Genomic DNA, 18653 nt, shown 5'->3' with positions numbered 1-18653 from the left:
CTGGCTCCCCGGGCCGGATTTGGCTCCTCTTTGTAAGCCGGTGGAGTTTCCTTGTATTGCGGCCTGTTTCGACAATTTCTGATCTGCTGGCGCCTGATATGTAGTCCAAAAAGTAGGACGAAAAGTAGTCTGATTATTGCGGTGCTGCTCCCAACAATTTTTGGATGCGCTCCAGTTGGCTGCCGGATCTGGTTTCCTGCCTCTGCTTAGCTGCCAGATACTCCCGCTCGCAGCGATCGAGGATTGGCTGCGCGATCGGGCCTTTTCGATCTACGAGCTTGGCGGCAAAGATGAGCATCTCGCCAAGCCGCTCAATCGTGATCTCTTTCGCTGGGGCTCTAATGGCCATCAAGCTTCCTCGCAAATCAGTGCTCGCTTTGCCTGTTCGCGACGAATGGCATTGCGTTTTCGGGTCACCATTTCCAGATGATCGGGATGGGGACGGACGCAGAGCCGGTTTCGGCAAACGTGGTCCAGTTCCTTCTTGCCGGGGATGTAGCCGTGCTCGTTGGTCCACATGACAATGTGAACCGCGACTGTCTGTCCGGCTAAAGCCATTCGTGGATATCCGGCTCCGCGGCCTTCTGTTCCCGACGTAGGGCCCGTCCAGATCCAGCAGCCGGTATCTTCGTCCGTACGCACGCGAGCCATGACCTTCTCACGAATGTTGTCGCGCCGGCTCATCAGGCCCAGAACTCCAGTTCGTGCTTGAGATCGGCATAGATCGACGAGTAGCGCTGGCCGTCGTCCTCCTCCGTGAGGCATTCGGTTGCAATCTTCGCGGCGTCCAGAAGCTTCTCGACGACATCGATCTCGCCGAAGGTTCCGTTGATGTCTGCTCCCTCGCGGCTGAAGCGCAGAAGCTCAGTCACGGCTTCTGACGCCTGGTGAGCTGCGGCGGTTGCGTGCGACTGCCGATCGGCGTCAGACATGTTGTAGATATCCACGGTCATGCGGCATTCCTCTTCCAAGCCTCAAACTCGGCGCGCAGATCGAACCATCGGTTGCGGGCGCCGGCGTCGGTATTCAATTCGTTGCGGCTGTCGATCTTCAGGAGGTAGCGAACGTGCGAGTCCACGCGGACCGCGTCGCTGACTTCGGTCGCTCCCTTCGCTTCCAGCAGGAAGCGACGGAACATCTGATCGTTTGATCGCATAGCGCACTCGGCCGCATAGTTCGCGTTCTTGTGCGCGCGCTCTGCCTGCTGAAGCTGTTGCGGCTTCCAGCGCCGGATCTCGGCGAATGCTTCCTGAAGCAAGCCGAGAACGAACCGAAGATCGTCGTGGGCGTGAAGCATGAAGTCGCGATCGATGTATCCGCACTCGACGGTGAGCTGTGCGACCGCGACAGGCTGTGTGTTCGGCACGATGACAGCAAGGAGCTCCGTGCCGGTGCTGCCTAGCTGCCAGTTGGTGCTGGCCTCGGCGTGCCTGGTGCGGATGATCGCCAAACGTTGCGCGTCTGCTGTCGAGGCCATTATTCTGCGGCCTCCCGGTACTCGACGAGATCTTGGCAGTTGGCGCCAACGATTGCCGCGGCGACTGGTGGGCAGACTGAATTGCCAACGCAGGACACCTGGACGTTCTTGGGGAACGGCTTGCCAATGGCGTCGGTGTCGATCTGATAGTCGGGCGGGAAACCCTGCGCATTGTAAAGTTCGCGCGGCGATAGCATCCGCATGCCAATGTCGACGATGACGAACTCAGTGCCACCGATCGTGAGCGTCACGAACTCCCTGTCATCCCAAAACCCGAAGGAGCGCATGAAGTCTGCGACCTGGCGAGCACGTACTTCCTGATCGGATATGAAGGGGGGAGCTTCAATCGTCGCCTCGACGTGGCCATGGCGGTCCTTCGTCGTGATTGTGCGGCAAGGCTGATCTTCTTCTCCGCCGTCGCCAGTGCCGTAGTAGGCTTGAAGGTAGGGAGCGACAAGGAGAGACTTGCCGCCACCGTCGGCTGTCGTGGTGCCGAGCGGCTTTCCTATCTCATGGCCGGTCGAAGTGCCGAACTGGCGAGAAATGAATGCAGTAACGGCGCCCTGCTGCGCTCCAGATGCCGTTACGGTCGACATTGGCTTTTCGGCAGAGCGGCCGGGGTTCACGCCACCGATGCGCCTGCTGTCGTTGTTGTTCTGCGCCACGAAAGCGACGGCTGCGCAGGTATCTGCCTTCGCCGTGATGGTTGCCGATGGCTCGTCCCCGCCACGTGGACGGCTTTGCCCCGCTCGGCCGCCGCATCCGACAAGCGTCGGGATGATGACGGAATTCTGGTCCTTCTTGCTGGCGCAGATCGTGTGATGAGGCTCCTCGACCGATCTATTTGCACCGCCTTGCTGGGCATAGGTGAGGATGGGAGCGATAATCGCATGGCGATTTTCGGTCGTTACAACCCTGACCGGCTCTTCAACGCTGGCGGAACGATCCTTGCCTCCGTCGCCAGGCCCATAGAATGCCGAAAGGTGCGGCGTGACGACGTTGTGCTTAATTCCGCTGGCAACCACCGTGCCGAGGGGCCTGTCAACGCTCATAGCTCGCGGGGCCTGCCCAGCCCGCTCACCGTACCCTGTCTGGACGAGGAATGGACGCTCGGCATCGAGGACGTAGCGCTTCATGCCGCGAGCAACTCGAGCCATTGTGTTCTTGGCGAGGGGACGAATGGCCCTGAGTTGATACTTTTCCCAGATCTCTTCGGTGGTGTCGAAGATCGACGGGCAAGGCAGCGACCAATCGATGCACTCCGCGGCTGTGCGCCATGGCTTCTTGCGGCCGGAAATCACTTCGCGGTCGTCTGGTGCGCCGTGGGTCGCTTCTGGCCATACAATCGGCTTGCCGTCGCGGCGGGCTATGAGGAAAAGTCGCTTGCGGATAGTTGGTGCACCGTAGTCGCAGGCGCGTAGCTCTCTGTGCTGGATCTTGTAGCCAGCCCGGCGCATTGCCTTGCACCACTTCTGAAATGTCTCGCCGCGGCTGTCTGGGCACGGCATAAGGCCGCGCTCGGTCTCGATCAGCGGACCCCAATCCTTCCACTCCTCGACGTTCTCCATGATGATGACGTCTGGCTTCGCACGCTCCGCCCAGAGGACAATCACCCATGCGAGGTCGCGGATGTTGCGCTCGACAGGCTTGCCGCCTTTGGCTTTGGAGAAGTGCTTGCAGTCCGGCGAGAACCAGGCGAGGCCGACATGCTTGCCGGCAACGTGGTCCAGCGGATCAACCTTGAAGATGTTCTCTGAGAGATGGAGCGTCTCCGGATGGTTGGCCGCGTGCAGCGCCAGTGCAGCCGCATTGTGATTGATGGCAATATTTGGCGATCGGCCGAGAGCCATCTCAATGCCTGTGGAAGCGCCGCCGCCACCTGCAAAACTGTCAACGATGATCGGAGCGCTTATCAAAGCCCGCGCTCCTGCAGGGCTGCAGCGTACATCGCCGTCCAAGGCATCTTGAAATCGACGTAGGCAATGCCGCCGTGGTCGCCGGCCACAACGCGACGGTTTACGGTGATCGTCTTGATGACGAGCGGTCGGTCGAGCGTTTGACGGCGGAGTTCCCTGCCGGTTAGCTTCTTCAGCTTAGCCTGCATGGGCGTTCTCCATCCGCAAAATCGTTTCGTTCAGGAGGCGGCGCAGCGGCAGATCCGCGTTGCGGCAGCCGAGCGCGTCGATGACGCAGATCACCGCGTGAGCGAGACCAATCATCGTCTCGTCGGTCAGGCCTTCGAAGCCGGACGTGCCACAAAGATTGTCGACGGCGAGATCGATGTTGACGCTCGCCACGTGCTCCAGTGCCTGCGCAACTTTGCGGCGGCGAATGCGCCCCATTTCGATCTCGATTTCCTCGGCGATGCTTGGGCTGAAATCATTCGAGACGACGCGCATCGTCGGCGGGAAAGACAGGATGTCGGCCATCACATATCCCTCCATGGTGCGTTCTCCCACGTGTCATCCGCCCGCAGGGAGCGCAGTCGACGCCACTCGACGAACCGCCTTACGGCCTGCGGAAGTCTGCAAATGAGAACCGCGGTCCCGAACAGCATGCCGGCGCAAAAGGCGGCGATTACCCCGGCAAGGATGGCGGTGGTTGGCGTCATGCCGGCACCTGCATGATTGCGACGACTGGCAACACGATCGCGATCGCCAGCAGCAACGCGAACTCGGCGATGCGCTGATCCTTGACCGGCATCCGCGTCAGGCGCAGGTAAAGCGATCCCGGTTCCGGCAGCGACATAGCTACCGGACGAACTGTCCGAATTGTATGCATGAGAGGAGCCCTTTCGCTTCCGTTTGGGCATCCGCTCCGTTCCTGATCGGAGCGGGAGCCAAAACCGGAAGGTTCAGGCGACGCGCCGTGTCGAGCGACGCGAATGGATCTGGGCCGCCTGCTGGCTGTAGGCGTCGATCTGCTCATTGGTGTAGCCAAGGTCTTGGAAGTCTTTGCGCGTCAGGCCTTCGCCGCGCTCAAGAGCGAGATCTGCCATCTCGTGGGCGATGCTGCGGGCTAAGACTGCGGGATATGTCTGTGTCTGCACGGTGCTCTCCTTCGCCCCCCGGTTTCGCCGCTGCTCCGGGAGGAGTAGAGAGCAGCGGCGCGCCCTTTGTGGACGATCCGGGTTGGGAGGAGATCCGCCGGATGAGCGGAACATAAAGCGGAAATATTTCCGTGGTCAAGTCCATGGCGGAAATATTTCCGTAGTAGCGTCAAAAGAAAAGCCCTGCTTGAGGCAGGGCTGCGAATCAATCTCCGCTTTTTCCGTTCGGATTAGATGCCGAACAGCTCATTGTTAGTGAGAACTTTGTGGATTGTCACCACGGTCTCACGGGGCAGATCAATCTCGGCGGGCGGGTTATGTTTCCTGATTGTGACTTTCTCAGCAGAGCGCCTGCTCAAGATGCCGATTGTTGCTTCGGCGTGGCCTTCAGCATCGACCTGGCACTGAATGACGACTGCGTCGCCTAGGCGAGGAGGCTTGTCTGGGTGGATGAAAATCAGGTCACCGGGCGAGTATTGTGGCTCCATGGAAGAGCCCTCAACATACAACGAGTATAGATTTACGACGTTTATCAATGCAGGCGGTCGTCTAACAAAATCAATGGTATCGCTCGTAATTTGGAACGCGCCGCCCAGGTGTGACCCAGCAGCTGTCCCTCTGACAGGGACGTCGTTCGACATTTCATGGCGCATGGGTGGCGTCGATGAAGCGGGCCGAACATCCGTCTTTACCGCCGAGGTGGTTTCGCCTCCACTTAACAACCACTGCTCGGAAACCTCAAGCGCGTTCGCTAGTGCAGTGAGGCTTTTTCCCGACGGCATCGCATCGGGGTTAGCAAGCAGCTTGCGCAACATCTCCTTCGACAGATCCGCCTTCAGGGACGCCGCCGCGGGGGTTAAATTCAATTCTTCCAATCGCTTACGGATGCGATCGTGCAGTGTTTCGCTCATGTGCGGAATTCTATCCGCACCATCGTTCTGTGTAAGGGGGAAAAAATTCTGTTGACGCGGCGGAAAGATTTCCGCATTCTCCGTCGCCATGACACTACGCGAACAGCTCATTCTTGTCTCCGATACGTTTGGTCAAGCCCGAGGCCTTGGCCGCCAGCGTGTTTCGACAATCGTTCTCAATCGTGGATCGACGCTAGATGGCGTCGCGATCGGTGAGAAGGATGTGACGACCGGGACCTTCGAGCGCGCGATGCAATGGTTTTCAGACAACTGGCCTGAGGGCGCAGAGTGGCCGACTGATGTTGGCCGCCCGCAGCCTGTGATGGAGGCCGCATGATTTCCCGTTGTTCCCTGCGCGGGCCAACTGGTCGTCGCGCCACCTCGCACCGGACCGGCGGACCTCTGTGGTCCGGTGCTCTTTATCTTCAATGTTTCGTCCAGGCATGCGGACCTCCGTGATCTGCTGACGGACTGAAACTCACATTTTCGATCAATTCCCACTACGGGAAAAACCGCACGGAATTCCCGGCGCGGGAAAGGTTTTGTCATGTCGTCAGATGCATGGTTCCACCGCGTAAAAGCTGCTCAACGCGATCTCATCAAGCTTGCTGGCGGGATCGACCGGGCGGCAGAAATCTCCTCGGTCTCGCCGAGCCATATCGGCCGTATGAATAACCCCCGCGATACCGACCTGATGCCGCTCTCGGTGGTATTTGCGCTCGAAAGCGAATGCGGTGTGCCAGTTGTCACGCAGGCGATGGCCGAGCTGAGCGGTCGTCGATTGTCTGATCCCGATGCTGAGCACAAGGCGAACGTCAACGTTCTCACCTCGTACTCGGACGTGATGCAGAAGGCGGCGGCGCTAATGGCGGCGGGCGCGAGCGCAATGGCGGACGGCATTGTTACCCCGACCGAAGCCCATTCGATGGACCGAGAGGCGGCAAACATCGAGCGCGGGCTTTCGAGCTTTCGCCAGGCGCTGGCCGTCATCAAGGCGAACGGCGCGACGAAGGCTGGTTTGAGAGTGGTTGGGGAATGATCATGGAGCCCGGCCTCGATAGCGCTGGATGCCGTCTTCTCTACCGCGTCCGCCTCCACGCCCAGCAAAACAGCCGGGCGTATCCGCTTTCATTTGAGTGCGACAACCGCGGTGTCGGGTCGGCCGTCGAGGGAGGATACCTCGTCCGGCTCCATGATGACCCGCACTTCGTGACAATTACTGAGAAGGGCAATGCCTTTCTCGATCGACTGATGAGGGCTGAATAATGGCCAGTGAATTTGATCCCATGGGCGTTGCAGGCGGCAAGATGGCGGCGGCGGGCGATGATACCGAAGTTATAGTTAGTGCCGGCGGAGAAGAAGTCCGGACAACTCTCGGGACAATCAAGAAGGCATCGCGGCCCAACGGTCTTGCTGGTGACCATCTGCGCGCCTTCGTTGAGCGTATTGAGCGGCTTGAGGAAGAGAAACGCACGGTCGCCGATGACATCAAGGGTGTCTACGGCGAGTCAAAGGCCATGGGTTTCTCGCCGAAGATCATCCGCAAGGTGATCGCACTGCGGCGCAAGGACGAGTCGGAGCGTCGAGAAGAAGAGGCGATGCTTGATACCTATCTGCATGCGCTCGGGATGATATCGGAGGATGACGGTTGATCGCCTCCGGTCCCTACCAACTCCTGCCTCCGCTCTCGAAGGAGGACTACGACACGCTCGAAGCAGACATCATTGCGCATGGTGTTCTTGTCCCAGTTGAATATGACGAGGCTGGCAATATCCTCGACGGTCATCACCGCGTTGCAATATGCGAGAGCCTCGGTCTTGTTGATTGGCCGCGTTTCGTGCGCAAAGGCCTATCCGAAGATGAGAAGCGCGCGCACGCTAGGTCGCTAAATCTGTCACGGCGCCATCTATCGACGATCCAGAAGCGCGAGGTCATCGAAGCGCAGCTTAAAGACAATCCGGAACTTTCTTCCAGAGCCATAGCGGACCGGCTGAGAGTGGATCACAAGACGGTCGCCGCTGCTAGGAAACGGCTCGAAGATGGTGGGGAAATTCCCCACCAGTCAGCTGTTAAGGGGCGCGATGGTGTGAACCAGCCGGCGCGCAAGACGATCCGAACGATGTTCTTGCCTGAGCGGGCGAACGTTTCGGAAATGAAGCATGTCGTGAAATCGATCAGACGAGCGGAGCAGGAGCAAAGTCACGCCGTTAGGACATCGCTCGCTGCAGAAATCGCGGCGAAGGCTGACGCGACGCCGTGGTGGCGGTCTGCCGGACTTCATGAGGGAGCATCGTATCCGGTCATATATGCCGATCCGCCTTGGCATTTCCCTAAATACTCGGAAGTGACAGGTGGTGCCAAGAGTGCCGAAAACCACTATCCGACGATGTCGATCGACGAGATCTGCGCTCTCGGGTGCCCGGCACCTAAGCAGGCCGTTCTATTCATGTGGGTTACGGACCTGGCGAACGGCATTCGCGCTCTCCGGGAGTGGGGTTTCGAATACAAAAGCTTTTGGGGCTGGAAGAAGATTTATCCCGGCCGTCAAACGGGTACCGGATACTGGGGGTTTGACAATCTTGAACTGCTGCTAATCGGCACCAGGGGCGGATTCCCCGCGCCTTTGCAGGGGACGCAGCCGATCAAATGCACAGATCATTCCGTCGAGGGTCACTCGAAGAAGCCTGTGTGGTTTGCCGAGCAGCTTGAACGTCTGTTTTCGGATCTTCCAAAACTTGAAATGTTTCAACGCAAGGAAAGCCTTGAGGACGGCGATGTTCGCCTTCGGGGAAACTGGTCCTTCTGGGGAAATCAGGCGGGTTCGCCGGAAAGCGAGGCGCCATGACTCCTGATTTCTCGCCAGACGCCCTGAAGAGCTTTCTGCGCTCTCGTGTCGCCAGTATAGCGCGCGCTTCCTACCCGTCCTTCGGTAGATCGGCAGAGCGCGGGGCTAAGGCGGATTTGCGGATGCGCAGCGGCGTGTCGCGGGAGGACTTCGAGCTTGCCTTCAAAGGTGACCTCCTCGCGACCGAGCCTCGGCGAAAGATCTGGGCGGCGCTCTGGATAGACCCAGCAGAGGTCGGTGTGACGCTGGTCGGTGAAAATGGGGGGAGGCGATGAGCAACATGCTTCCTCTCGTCGACATTCTTGCCGATGCCGCGACCGATGCGGAGCGCGCCGATTGGCTGTTTCGATGCCCATATTGGGTAATCAATCGAGAACACATGAACATCCGGGAGATCCTGCAGAGGGCAGGGCTGCAGGCGGGGATTGCCTACCTCGATGCGATGCTTTCGCTGACGAGCGCGCGGCGGCTGTCGGACGGTTCAATTCCTCAGACCATTGTCATGCCGGTACATATCGCCGCGCACGACCTCAGAGAAGCGGCGCGGGCGGGCGCCTCGGGGGCAGCATGAGCAATCCACGGTTCTCCATCATCCCGGCGTGGATCGTCACGGACGGCAGATTGAAAGGCAGCGACCTGAAGGTGCTTTGCCTGTTGGGGACGCATACGAACAAGGAAGGCTGGTGCCGCCGCAGCCAGGTAAAGATGGCCGAGCAGCTCGGCTGCGGTCGTTCAACCGTGCAGGATTCGCTCAATCGGCTTGCAGATATAGGCGCCGTTGAAAAGCGGAAGGTCGAGAGCGCGGACGGTCGCGACAGCGCTCACTGGTATCGCGTCATCCTCGATCGTGTGCCCTCCAGCAATGCGTTTGGTGCATGGGAAGCCGAGGACGAACAGGAATTCGGTCCTATTTCAGCTGCGTCCTTCATGCCGACCCCTGCCGGTATACCGGCACCCCCTGCCGGTCCTGAGGCGGCACCCCCTGCCGGTTCTGGACCGGCACCTATTAACGACAGTTCTCTAACTTCCAATCTTAACGAAGAAGAGAGAGAGCGCGATCGCGATGATGAAGGGGAAGAAAATCCCAAGGCGCTGGAAAAGAGATTCCGCAAATGGTGGTCGACGTGGCCAACCTATGCGACCGACACGGAAGCCACGACGCGACGCGCCTGGCTGGATCTGACGGCTGAGCAACGGAGGGCTTGCGAGGACCGGACTGCCGAATACCTCGCCGCGGCGAAGGCATCTGGTCGCAAGTTCTCGAAGGCAGCGGCAACGTACCTATCGGAACGTGCTTGGGAGCGATTGGGCGAAAGGGCCGGATCTGCAGCGCAAGCCAGCGTACCGGAGCCCTACACTGCGTATTCACGGGCAGGGCGTGCGCTGTTGCTGTCGGAGCTGCTGAAGCCAGAGCGCTATCTGACCCTCAATCCGATCGAGCAGAAGATTATCGATGACAAGCCCGAGAAGCGCGATCTGATCTGGCGTGACAAGCGCGAGAAGCAGGGCTGGCCAGAGGCATCGAAGCTCATCGAGACGACGCAGCAGCGAAAGCGTTTCAACGTCCCTGCGCGCATCGTGTCGATTGGACAAGGCTTCGACAAGGTGAAGGTCGGTGGCGAGTTATGGCAGGCATGGCAGCGCCTCCACCACCGTCGTTGCTGGCCTTGGTTGCCGGCTCCAGAAGGTCTGGAATGGATGCAGTTTCCAAGTCTGCCAGATGGAATCGAAGACCTCGACGAAGCATGCGAACTGGCACTTGGCGAATTTGAAGCGGCACTGAGAGAGGGCAGGGGCAATGACAATGCAGCGTAGGATCACCGGAACGAAGATCAAATATCGGCCGATGATCGAGGCCGATCTGTCATCTCTAGAGCGTGCAAGAGCTTATGAGCGTTCGACACGCGCGGACCGAATCGCACGAATCGCAGCGGACAGGCTGCGGGCGGCATCCAAGGAAATGTGTGAAAGGAAGCCGAAAATGGCGAAATGGTACTGCCTTCGTGTGGAAAGTGGCAGAGAGATCATTGTGGAAAAGTCTCTTCAGGACGCGGATGTCGAGGCGTTCATGCCCTCGGAAAAGGTCGTTCGCATCCACAAGGGAACGAAAATAGAGGGCACGAGACCATTCTTCCCGTCGTACATGCTCGTCCGGTTCGTGCCATCAGGCGAGGCATTTGAAGGGCTGAAGAACGTCAAGCACGTGATCGATATTGTCGGCGGACCGAACGGATATCACATCGTCAGAAACGAAGATGTTGAGCGTTTGAAAGCACTTAAGTCAGAAGCAGATCTGCCGCGCGTGGCGACTGACAAGACAATGACAGATGGTGATAAGGCAGATATTACCTTCGGACCATTCGTCGGGTTCACATGCACGGTATTGGCTGTAAAGTGGTGCAGGCAGGCGAGGGCGCGCGTGCTGATCGATGTCGGTGGCAAGCCTTTTCAGATCGAGAGTATGCCTCTTGCGTTCCTCAAAAAGCTGTGACAGCAATTACGCAACTGGACGAGCCAGACCAGCGGACCCTCCGATCCCCGATGCAGCGATATCGGGCAGAGAAGGCCAAGAGCCTCAGGGAACACCGCTACTGGCCCCAGCCTTGATTGCCTCAATATCGAGGCGCCGACTCAAGGCCAGTGCTACTGCTTTGACTTCTCTGTTGCATCCCAACTAGGCGGCCTTACGGTCGCCTTTTCTGTTCTAGGGATATGATCTCGTCTCTGAGGGCACTGAATGTTTGATCGTCTTATCAAGGCGGTAGTAGATGTCGCTACTCTTCCTGTCTCGGTGGCCGTGGACGTTGTAACCCTTGGCGGCGCGCTCATCGACCGTTCAGAGCCGTATACAGTCTCAAAGGCCAAGAGGCTCGCGAAAGATGCCGGCGAAGTCGTTAAGGCCCTGGCCGAATGACAGCGGAGCTTCGTTTCGACGCAAGCGAAATCCTCAACCTGTCGCGTGCGATCCGGGCATTGCCGGAAGGCATTAAGACGAAGGCGATGGCCAGCGCGATGCGCCGCATGCGCGAAATGGCTCGATCCCGCATCGTCAAGCGCAGCGCCGAACATACGAGGCTTCCGCCTGGTGTTGTTCGAAAGGCGACGACCGCCCGCTTCAATGCGGGCGGGAACACGCAGGACGTTATCGTCAAGTCGGGTTGGGTGCCTCTGTACAAGCTCGGTGCAACACAGACATCGAGAGGCGTTCGGGTTCGAGCGAGGGGATCATACGCTCACGCGTTCCTTGCTGAGATGAACAGTGGGCATAGGGCCGTGGCCTTGAGGGTTGGCGATAAGCGGTTGCCTATTCGCGAGCTGTTCGGCCCTAACCCTGCGCACGCGATCACGAACAATCCTGACGTCTACCTCGACGTTCTGGCCGAGATCATACAGGAGCATCTTGCTCCTCGCGTGCTGCACGAGATCGATCGCCTCCTTCCCCGGTAACGGTCGGGCGGGCCAGTCGACCCCTCGGGGAACCCCCGCGGACCCCCACCCCCCTAACGGGTCCTCCCTCGGGCATACCCCATTACGGGCCGGGACGACCCCGAAATTTCGCTAGTCACGCAGGTCAAAAAACTGACCTGACAACCCTGACTCGGCCTGACAAGACCTGACGAACCATGACCGATCTCTTCGAACCAATGGCAGTGGCAGCGCCGGGAAGCGACGGCGTCTGGTTGACGATCGCCGAGCTGGCGAAGCGGAAGGGCATCAGCCGTCAGTCGGCGTCAGAGCGGATCAATCGGCTTGAGCAAGATGGCCTGATCGCAACTCGGCATGTCGGACGATCTAGAATGGTCGAACTGGCGACCTTTGATCGTGTCGTCGGCCAGACCGGAAACGCGTTTCGCGAACAAGGCGCCCAGACAAAGCGGGAAGCGAGTGAGCCGCAATCGTCTGCCACGACGCCCGTCAGTGCCGCGCTGCGCGATGCCCAGACCGAACGCGCGCAGTATGAGTCGAAGCTGAAGGCGCTCGACTATGCCGAGCGAACCGGCGCCCTAGTACCGATCAAGGGGGAGCACGGCGTCGAGACCGCTTTGGTGAAGGCGACGGAGGCAATCCTTCGCGAGATGAATGCGCCCCTCAACTGGGTCAACGAGATCCTTGAGACGGTGCGTGAGGGTGAGCCTGCGTTGCGCCGGCTTCTGCGCCGGAAGATCCATGAGCAGCGCGAAGCGATCGCCGCCAGGCTGACCGCCGTTGCCGGTGAGGCAGCGGAAGCCGAGCGGTCGGGGGTGCAGGTGGATCTCGACTTCGGGGGCGAGGAATGAAGGTAACGATGAAACGGTCGGCGGTTGCAATCGTCGCCGGCATCCTCGCGAGCGGTATCGTGCCTCCTCCTCAGTTGTCAGCAGCCGAGTGGGCACGGAAGAACCTGGTCGTTCCAGATGGGCCGCGGGCTGGTGAATTGTGGGACGATAGCCTAACGCCCTACATCGCCGAACCGTTGGAAATGTGTGCGACCGAAAGCGGCGTCAACGAGATTGCTGTACGCAAGTCGGCGCAGACCGGCTTCACCACGCTGATGATCGCCGCAATAGGTCATCTGATTGCGACCGATCCATGCCGCGCCATGATTGTCCAGCCGACGTCAGGCGCGCTGAAGGAATTCAACGCCGAAAAGCTCGATGTCGCCATTACCGGTTCTTCGGCACTCAACAAGCTGGTCAAGGAGCAGGCATCCCGTTCCGGGGACGGCTCGACTGCAGTTCGAAAGAAGTTTCGCGGCGGCTCCCTAAAGCTTGCCATAGCCAGCTCGGCTGCGGATCTACGTTCCTCGACGATCAAGAAAGCCTTCCTCGACGAGATCGACGAATATCCCGACGATCTAGATGGACAGGGCGATCCGTTCGGGATGGTCGAAGCACGTCAGGAATCTTTCCTGATGTCGGGCGAGTGGCTGCGAGTTTACGTGTCGACGCCAACCATCAAGGGCGGATCGAAGATCGATAGCTATTTCGAGGGCGGTGATCAGCGTTACTGGTATATGCCGTGCCCTGGCTGCGGCGAGAAATTCAAGTTCGTCTTCGAACGGAAGCACTTCCGCTTTAATGACGAATTTCCGCATGAGCCCCACTACGCGACGCCCTGCTGCGGCGCGATTGTCGAGGCTTACGAAAAGGTCTCGCTCATGAAGAAGGGCGGCTGGGTTCCGGAGGCTTCGCGACCGGGGGCCTATCCTTCCTACCATTTCGATGCCCTGACGTCGCCGTTTGTGCCGTGGGAAAAGATCGCTGCTCGCTTTGTCGAAGCGAACCAAGATCCGCTGAAGCTGAAGACCTTCAACAATCTGACGCTCGGCCTTTCCTTCGACATGAAGGGCGACGCACCCGATCATGTTCGTTTGATGGAGCGGCGTGAGGAGGACGTGGTCAGGGGCCGCATCCCGGCAATGGGCCTCGTCTTTGTCGCCACGGCCGACGTGCAGCTCAACGGCATCTACTATCTGTTCAAGGCCTACGGTCCCGATAGGCAATCGTGGCGCGTTGATGCTGGGTTCATCGAGGGTGCGACCGACGATCCGCATGCTGGCGCGTTCCTTAAGCTTGAGGAGCTGCGCACGAAGCAATGGCCAGACGCCTACGGCCGGCGCCGTGCCGTCGATCTCTTTGGTATCGACTCCGGCTATCGCAGTCACGTGGTCTATACCTGGGTTCGTGGCAAGGCCGCCACCTTCGCACTTAAGGGCCTTGATGGCTGGTCGCGGCCACCAATTGGTCAGCCGTCATCTGTGGATATCGACTTCAACGGCCAGCGCATTCGCAATGGCGCGATGGTGTGGGGTGTTGGCACTTGGTCGCTGAAGGGCGGTTTCTATGCCAACCTTCACAAACAGGGAATTGCTGCCGGACAGCCGGCAGATCCGCCTGGTTACTGTCACTTCGGCAGCTGGATGGACGAGGTCTATTTCCGGCAGATTACCTCGGAATATCTGGGGACGGAAAAGGTCAAGGGGCGAACCCGCCGGATCTGGATGCCCCGCGCAGGCGAGCAGAACCACTTTCTTGACTGCGAGATCTATGGCGATGCCCTTGGCGACTATCTGGGCATCTCGCGCATGACGCCTGATGAATGGCGGGAACTCGCGAGCATGAGAGGGCTACCGGATGGCGTCCTAGATGCAGACATGTTCGCACCCGCACCGCTGCTGGCTGCAAAGCACGTGGCGATCCAGCAAGACCAAGTGCAGAAATCTGAAACAGTCGATCGCCGCACGCCTCCGCCCGATACTGAGGGCGGTTGGTACAACCCCAATGACTCCTTCTGGGATCGGTAAAATATGGCGTGGACGCAAACAGATCTGGACACCATCAACGCCGCTATCGCGACGGGCGCCAAGCGCGTCCGGTTCCAGACACACGAAGTCGAGTACCAGAGCCTGAAGGACATGCTAACGGCGCGTGATCTCATCAAAGCAGAGGTCTTGGGGGCTGACGATCGCGGCGGTGCGATCTTTGTTGAGTACGGGGGCGGCTACTGATGAACGTCCTTGACAAGGTCATATCGTTTTTCGACCCGGTGTCGGGCGTCAATCGTGCCGCGGCTCGTCAGCTGCTGCGATCGTCTGAAAAGCGCGACTACGCTGCTGCTCAGTTCGGCCGGCGCAACAAGGCGTGGCGCGGTCGCGGCACGTCAGCTACGACCGAGGTGGCCGGCGCTCTCACCACATTGCGCGATCGCGCTCGCGATTTCGTGCGCAACGGCTGGGCGGGACAGCGAATCCTCGATGTTCTGACGTCTCATGTCATCGGTACGGGGATCATGACTGTCCCTAATACCGGGAACGACCGTGCCGATAATCGCTATCGCCTGCTTCGAGAAGAGTGGGAGGAGCGTTCGGATATCGAGGGCGTCCTTGATTATGGCGGTCAGCAGTCGCTCATTTTGAGGTCCATGGCCGAAGGTGGTGACAGCGTCTTGCGGATGCTGCCCATCAGTCTGTCGGATGCAGGCTCCAGCATTCCATTGCGACTTCAGGGGCTCGAAGGCGACCTCATCGATACGTCGCGAGATAGCCTGCTTGGCCGGGAAAGCAATGTCCGGCTAGGCGTCCAGATTGGCGAATGGAACTTGCGAGAAGGCCTCTACCTCCACTCAACGCATCCCGGAGACGGGGGTGTCTCGTTCGGAAGTGAGGCATCGAAGCTCGTTGCATGGAATGACCTTTGCCACCTGTATCGCCCTCTGCGCCTCGGCCAGCTGCGCGGTATTTCTTGGTTCGCACCCATCCTTCTGAACGCGAAAGAAATTCAGGATCTGATGGAGGCCGCCATCGTTCAGCAGCGAACGCAGGCGAGCTTTGCTGGCTTCCTCAGGCGCGCTGCAGGTGCAAGCAACCCGCTGGTACCGAAGAGGGAAGAGGATGGAACGAAGGTCACTCGCATCGAGCCAGGCCAGATACAGGATATTGGCGAGTCCGAAATCACGTTCGCAAACCCTTCGTCACAGTCCGTCTTCGGGGAAGCCTACAAAGCCGGTCTCTGGGCAATGGCTGCGGGCGCAGGCATTTCGTATGACCAGCTGACCGGCGACCTTACTCAAGCGAACTACTCGTCGCTGCGGGCGGGAAAGATCGAGTTTCGGCGACTAGTCGAGCAAATCCAGTGGCAGATCTTCGTTCCGATGGTTTGTCGAAAGGTTGATCGACGGTTCGCCGAATACGCCCTCATGTCTGGCAAGCTGCCTTCCCGCAAGGAAGGCTACCGAGTCGACCATGTCATGCCGGCAGTTGAACCGATCGATCCAAAGAAGGATCTGGAGGCCGACATTCTTGCCGTGCGTGCGGGCCGCATGTCGCCGCAGACCTTCATCTCGGCCTGGGGTCATGACTGGCGAAAGGTCGTCAGCGACTTCGACGCCTTCTTCAAGTTCGCCGATGCGAACAACGTACCTCTCGATATCGATCCAAGGCGGCCGGCGAACGGCGCCAGAACCAACGCCGGACCAACGGCGGAAGGAGCGCAGAATGACTAACATCATCCGCCTGCCGCAGCTCAGCCGCAATGCCGAGGTGAGGGCCGCATCGTTCAACGAGGCTGACAATACGATCGATGTTGTGTGGACGACAGGTGCTGCGGTTCGCCGTGTCAACTGGATCGATGGCGAGTTCGACGAAGAGCTTGTCGTTTCGCCGTCGGCCATCCGCCTCGATCGTCTCAATGCTGGCGCTCCGTTCCTCGACACCCATGGCACATGGAGCCTTGCCGATGTCATTGGCTCTGTGGTCAAGGGTTCGGCGCGTATAGAGGGCGGCGTTGGCGTAGCCAAGATCCGGCTTTCCACTGCAGCCGACGCGATCGACCGCGTGGCGAAAATCAAGGAAGGCAGCGTCACCAACATCTCAGTCGGCTACCGCATCCATGCGGTCGAAAAGACCGAGCGCGAAGGCCGCACCCCAGTGCATCGGGTGATCGATTGGGAGCCGTGGGAAATCTCCGCGGTTCCCATCCCGGCTGACCCCGGCGCGCAGATCCGGAGTGGTAAAGATGAAGGTGCGCTCTTCGCCTGCCGCGTCGATCCCGATCTTTCGACAGCAAACAGAATTCGCCGCATGCGCATGGAGATGCAGATGCGGCAACAGCAATTGGCAGGCTAGCGCAGGCTACCGCCATAAACCGCCTCGGCGGTCGCCCATCTGACGCCTTTGGGCAAGGCCCTTTCAAGGAAGATATCCATGAAGATGAAAACCGTACTGGCGGTAGCCTGCACGCTCGCTACCGCATTTGTGATGAGCTTCGGGCTCGTCTCCGAAGCCTTTGCCGCAATGCCACACGCTCCCGTCCATCTGGCCGCCTCGTTGGTCGACGCGGTTCGGGAATTTGGTCCGCACCTGGCGATCCCGCTCGTTGTCATGCGAGCCAATCTCGCCGATCTGCAGAAGCGCGCGACGGACAAGATCGCGGAGCTGAAGGACGATACGGCGCCCGATGCCGCCCGAACGATCCAGGCCGATCACAAGAAGTTGCTCGACGAGATCGATGCGCTGCAAGGCGATATCCGCAAGGCCGAGCAGGAAGAAGCAGCAGCAGGAACTGTAACGACTCCTGCCAATCCGACCGCCAACGTGGATGGTGCTCGCGCAGCTGACATCTACGACATCGGAACGCGTGCCGGAATGACCAATGAGGCCATCCAAGCTGCCCTCCGCAATGGCACTGCTGTTGACGCCTTCCGCGCACAGGCCTTCGACCACATGACCGCGCAGTCTGCCCGCACACCGACCAGCGGCGTTCACGTTGTTCGGGATGAAGCAGATGCCCGCCGCGCCGGCCTGACGACGGCAATGGCATTCCGCCTTGGCGGTATCGACCAGCCGACCGGGGACCAGGCTTCGCAGGCTCGCGGGTTCATGGACAACTTTGATGTTGTCGAGTTCGCGGCTGCCGCGATGGGTTATCGCGGAATGCTGCGCACCGTGCGCGAACGCGAAGAGATGCTGGAACGTGCGTTTCATGCAACCAGCGACTTCCCGGCAATTTTCTCCAGCGCCATCAACACCGTTCTGGAGCGGCGCTATGCGCTGGCGCAGCCAAGCTACCGCCGCATTTCTCGCCGTCGTGATTTCGTCGACTTCCGTCCGCACTACGCGGTCTCGGTCGGTGAATTCCCGATGCTCGAAAAGATGACCGAGTCCGGCGAGATCAAATTCGGCACGTTCGGCGAAGGCAAGGAAACTATCGCCGTCTTGCCATATGCGAAGGGCATCCGGGTTAGCCGTCAAATGATGGTCAATGATCGCCTGAATGCGATCGGCGAGCTTCTCGGCGGATACGGCAGAACGGTCGCTCGGTTCGAGGAAGTCACATTCTACGCCATGATGCTCTCGGCCAATACGGTGCTGTCTGACAATAAGGTTGTGTTCCACGCAGGCCACGCCAACCTGGCTGCAGCCGGCTCGGCCATCACCGTCGCCAGCATCGGTGTTGGCAAGGCGGCGATGCGCAAGCAGAAGAACCTCGACGGCGCGACGATGAACGTCCAGCCTTCCATTCTGCTCGTCTCGCCCGACAAGGAAACCGAGGCGCTGCAGTATCTCTCCCCGATCAATGCGAATGACTCCATCAAGGTCAACCCGCATGTCGGCACGCTCGATCCCGTGGTTTCGGCGGAGCTGGCCGGCAATGCATGGTACTTGTTCGCCGATCCGGACGAGGCTGCCGTCTATCAGTGGGGCCTTCTCGATGGCTATGGCGCTCCCCGCATTCGCTTCGACGAGCCCTTTGGCACGCAGGGGCAGGCCATGACCGTCGAGCACGACTTCGGCGTCGGTGCGGTCGGCTTCCAGGGCGGCTACAAGGACCCCGGCAACTAAGCCGGGCTCCCCCTTCCTTCCTCGCCTCATTGAGGCATTCCTGAAATCAAGAG

General features: G+C 59.6%; 26 protein-coding genes. 16 read left to right on the top strand and 10 right to left on the bottom strand.

Going from position 1 to position 18653, the window contains the following annotated elements; all coding sequences use genetic code 11:
* Positions 1-133 precede the first annotated feature (133 nt).
* From AF71_RS28340 to AF71_RS28295, 10 genes are all read right to left on the bottom strand, one after another.
* On the bottom strand, positions 134-349 hold the full coding sequence (locus tag AF71_RS28340) for a hypothetical protein (RefSeq protein ID WP_169684002.1): 216 nt from the start codon (positions 347-349) through the stop codon (positions 134-136).
* Positions 349-687 carry an HNH endonuclease signature motif containing protein gene (locus AF71_RS28335; RefSeq protein ID WP_169684009.1) on the bottom strand — a complete coding sequence of 113 codons (339 nt, stop codon included), beginning with the start codon at positions 685-687 and terminating at the stop codon, positions 349-351. The genes AF71_RS28340 and AF71_RS28335 overlap by 1 nt, the downstream gene beginning before the upstream one ends.
* A complete protein-coding gene (locus AF71_RS28330; RefSeq protein WP_169684001.1) occupies positions 684-953 on the bottom strand; it encodes a hypothetical protein in 270 nt (89 codons plus the stop codon). The genes AF71_RS28335 and AF71_RS28330 overlap by 4 nt, the downstream gene beginning before the upstream one ends.
* Positions 950-1477 (bottom strand): hypothetical protein, encoded by a 528-nt coding sequence (locus AF71_RS28325; RefSeq protein WP_169684000.1) that lies wholly within the window; start codon positions 1475-1477, stop codon positions 950-952. The genes AF71_RS28330 and AF71_RS28325 overlap by 4 nt, the downstream gene beginning before the upstream one ends.
* On the bottom strand, positions 1477-3393 hold the full coding sequence (locus tag AF71_RS28320) for a DNA cytosine methyltransferase (RefSeq protein ID WP_246733843.1): 1917 nt from the start codon (positions 3391-3393) through the stop codon (positions 1477-1479). The genes AF71_RS28325 and AF71_RS28320 overlap by 1 nt, the downstream gene beginning before the upstream one ends.
* Positions 3390-3581: a hypothetical protein gene (locus tag AF71_RS28315; RefSeq protein WP_169683999.1), complete on the bottom strand. Its 192-nt coding sequence runs from the start codon at positions 3579-3581 to the stop codon at positions 3390-3392. The genes AF71_RS28320 and AF71_RS28315 overlap by 4 nt, the downstream gene beginning before the upstream one ends.
* Positions 3571-3921, bottom strand: a complete 351-nt coding sequence (locus AF71_RS28310) for a hypothetical protein (RefSeq protein WP_246733841.1) — start codon at positions 3919-3921, stop codon at positions 3571-3573. The genes AF71_RS28315 and AF71_RS28310 overlap by 11 nt, the downstream gene beginning before the upstream one ends.
* Positions 3922-4084: 163 nt before the next feature.
* Positions 4085-4258 (bottom strand): hypothetical protein, encoded by a 174-nt coding sequence (locus AF71_RS28305; RefSeq protein ID WP_169683998.1) that lies wholly within the window; start codon positions 4256-4258, stop codon positions 4085-4087.
* Positions 4259-4331: 73 nt separating this feature from the next.
* The gene (locus tag AF71_RS28300) at positions 4332-4526 is read right to left on the bottom strand and encodes a hypothetical protein (RefSeq protein WP_169683997.1); all 195 of its coding nucleotides are present in this window, start codon (positions 4524-4526) and stop codon (positions 4332-4334) included.
* Positions 4527-4756: 230 nt separating this feature from the next.
* Positions 4757-5527 carry a LexA family transcriptional regulator gene (locus tag AF71_RS28295; RefSeq protein ID WP_192240741.1) on the bottom strand — a complete coding sequence of 257 codons (771 nt, stop codon included), beginning with the start codon at positions 5525-5527 and terminating at the stop codon, positions 4757-4759.
* On the opposite strand from AF71_RS28295, the gene AF71_RS28290 reads away from it, so the two are divergent.
* From AF71_RS28290 to AF71_RS28215, 16 genes are all read left to right on the top strand, one after another.
* Positions 5526-5774, top strand: a complete 249-nt coding sequence (locus tag AF71_RS28290; RefSeq protein WP_169683995.1) for a hypothetical protein — start codon at positions 5526-5528, stop codon at positions 5772-5774. The genes AF71_RS28295 and AF71_RS28290 overlap by 2 nt on opposite strands.
* Before the next feature lie 210 nt (positions 5775-5984).
* Positions 5985-6476 carry a phage regulatory CII family protein gene (locus AF71_RS28285; protein ID WP_169683994.1) on the top strand — a complete coding sequence of 164 codons (492 nt, stop codon included), beginning with the start codon at positions 5985-5987 and terminating at the stop codon, positions 6474-6476.
* A gap of 343 nt (positions 6477-6819) precedes the next feature.
* Positions 6820-7089 (top strand): DUF2312 domain-containing protein, encoded by a 270-nt coding sequence (locus AF71_RS28280; protein WP_348644153.1) that lies wholly within the window; start codon positions 6820-6822, stop codon positions 7087-7089.
* Positions 7086-8282 carry an MT-A70 family methyltransferase gene (locus tag AF71_RS28275; RefSeq protein ID WP_246733838.1) on the top strand — a complete coding sequence of 399 codons (1197 nt, stop codon included), beginning with the start codon at positions 7086-7088 and terminating at the stop codon, positions 8280-8282. Before AF71_RS28280 ends, AF71_RS28275 begins: the two co-directional genes overlap by 4 nt.
* Positions 8279-8557 carry a hypothetical protein gene (locus AF71_RS28270; RefSeq protein WP_169683993.1) on the top strand — a complete coding sequence of 93 codons (279 nt, stop codon included), beginning with the start codon at positions 8279-8281 and terminating at the stop codon, positions 8555-8557. The genes AF71_RS28275 and AF71_RS28270 overlap by 4 nt, the downstream gene beginning before the upstream one ends.
* Positions 8554-8853 (top strand): hypothetical protein, encoded by a 300-nt coding sequence (locus AF71_RS28265; protein WP_169683992.1) that lies wholly within the window; start codon positions 8554-8556, stop codon positions 8851-8853. The genes AF71_RS28270 and AF71_RS28265 overlap by 4 nt, the downstream gene beginning before the upstream one ends.
* Positions 8850-10097 carry a helix-turn-helix domain-containing protein gene (locus tag AF71_RS28260; RefSeq protein ID WP_169683991.1) on the top strand — a complete coding sequence of 416 codons (1248 nt, stop codon included), beginning with the start codon at positions 8850-8852 and terminating at the stop codon, positions 10095-10097. The genes AF71_RS28265 and AF71_RS28260 overlap by 4 nt, the downstream gene beginning before the upstream one ends.
* Positions 10087-10773 (top strand): transcription termination/antitermination NusG family protein, encoded by a 687-nt coding sequence (locus tag AF71_RS28255; protein ID WP_169683990.1) that lies wholly within the window; start codon positions 10087-10089, stop codon positions 10771-10773. The genes AF71_RS28260 and AF71_RS28255 overlap by 11 nt, the downstream gene beginning before the upstream one ends.
* Positions 10774-11019: 246 nt before the next feature.
* Positions 11020-11196 (top strand): hypothetical protein, encoded by a 177-nt coding sequence (locus tag AF71_RS28250; RefSeq protein WP_169683989.1) that lies wholly within the window; start codon positions 11020-11022, stop codon positions 11194-11196.
* Positions 11193-11729 carry a hypothetical protein gene (locus AF71_RS28245; RefSeq protein WP_169683988.1) on the top strand — a complete coding sequence of 179 codons (537 nt, stop codon included), beginning with the start codon at positions 11193-11195 and terminating at the stop codon, positions 11727-11729. Before AF71_RS28250 ends, AF71_RS28245 begins: the two co-directional genes overlap by 4 nt.
* A 176-nt stretch (positions 11730-11905) precedes the next feature.
* Positions 11906-12559, top strand: a complete 654-nt coding sequence (locus tag AF71_RS28240) for a winged helix-turn-helix domain-containing protein (protein ID WP_169683987.1) — start codon at positions 11906-11908, stop codon at positions 12557-12559.
* On the top strand, positions 12556-14565 hold the full coding sequence (locus tag AF71_RS28235) for a terminase gpA endonuclease subunit (protein WP_169683986.1): 2010 nt from the start codon (positions 12556-12558) through the stop codon (positions 14563-14565). The genes AF71_RS28240 and AF71_RS28235 overlap by 4 nt, the downstream gene beginning before the upstream one ends.
* A 3-nt stretch (positions 14566-14568) precedes the next feature.
* Entirely contained in the window at positions 14569-14769 is a 201-nt protein-coding gene (locus AF71_RS28230; protein WP_062374750.1) for a hypothetical protein, read from the top strand.
* A complete protein-coding gene (locus AF71_RS28225; protein ID WP_169683985.1) occupies positions 14769-16262 on the top strand; it encodes a phage portal protein in 1494 nt (497 codons plus the stop codon). Before AF71_RS28230 ends, AF71_RS28225 begins: the two co-directional genes overlap by 1 nt.
* Entirely contained in the window at positions 16255-16884 is a 630-nt protein-coding gene (locus tag AF71_RS28220) for an HK97 family phage prohead protease (RefSeq protein WP_169683984.1), read from the top strand. The genes AF71_RS28225 and AF71_RS28220 overlap by 8 nt, the downstream gene beginning before the upstream one ends.
* Positions 16885-16962: 78 nt before the next feature.
* A complete protein-coding gene (locus AF71_RS28215) occupies positions 16963-18600 on the top strand; it encodes a hypothetical protein (protein ID WP_169683983.1) in 1638 nt (545 codons plus the stop codon).
* Positions 18601-18653 lie beyond the last annotated feature (53 nt).

The sequence above is a fragment of the Rhizobium sp. 57MFTsu3.2 genome, assembly GCF_012932765.1.
In the GTDB taxonomy this organism is placed as follows: Bacteria; Pseudomonadota; Alphaproteobacteria; order Rhizobiales; family Rhizobiaceae; genus Rhizobium; species Rhizobium altiplani.
Note: the sequence above shows the minus strand (reverse complement) of the source record. Positions and strands in the feature narration are given on the sequence as shown.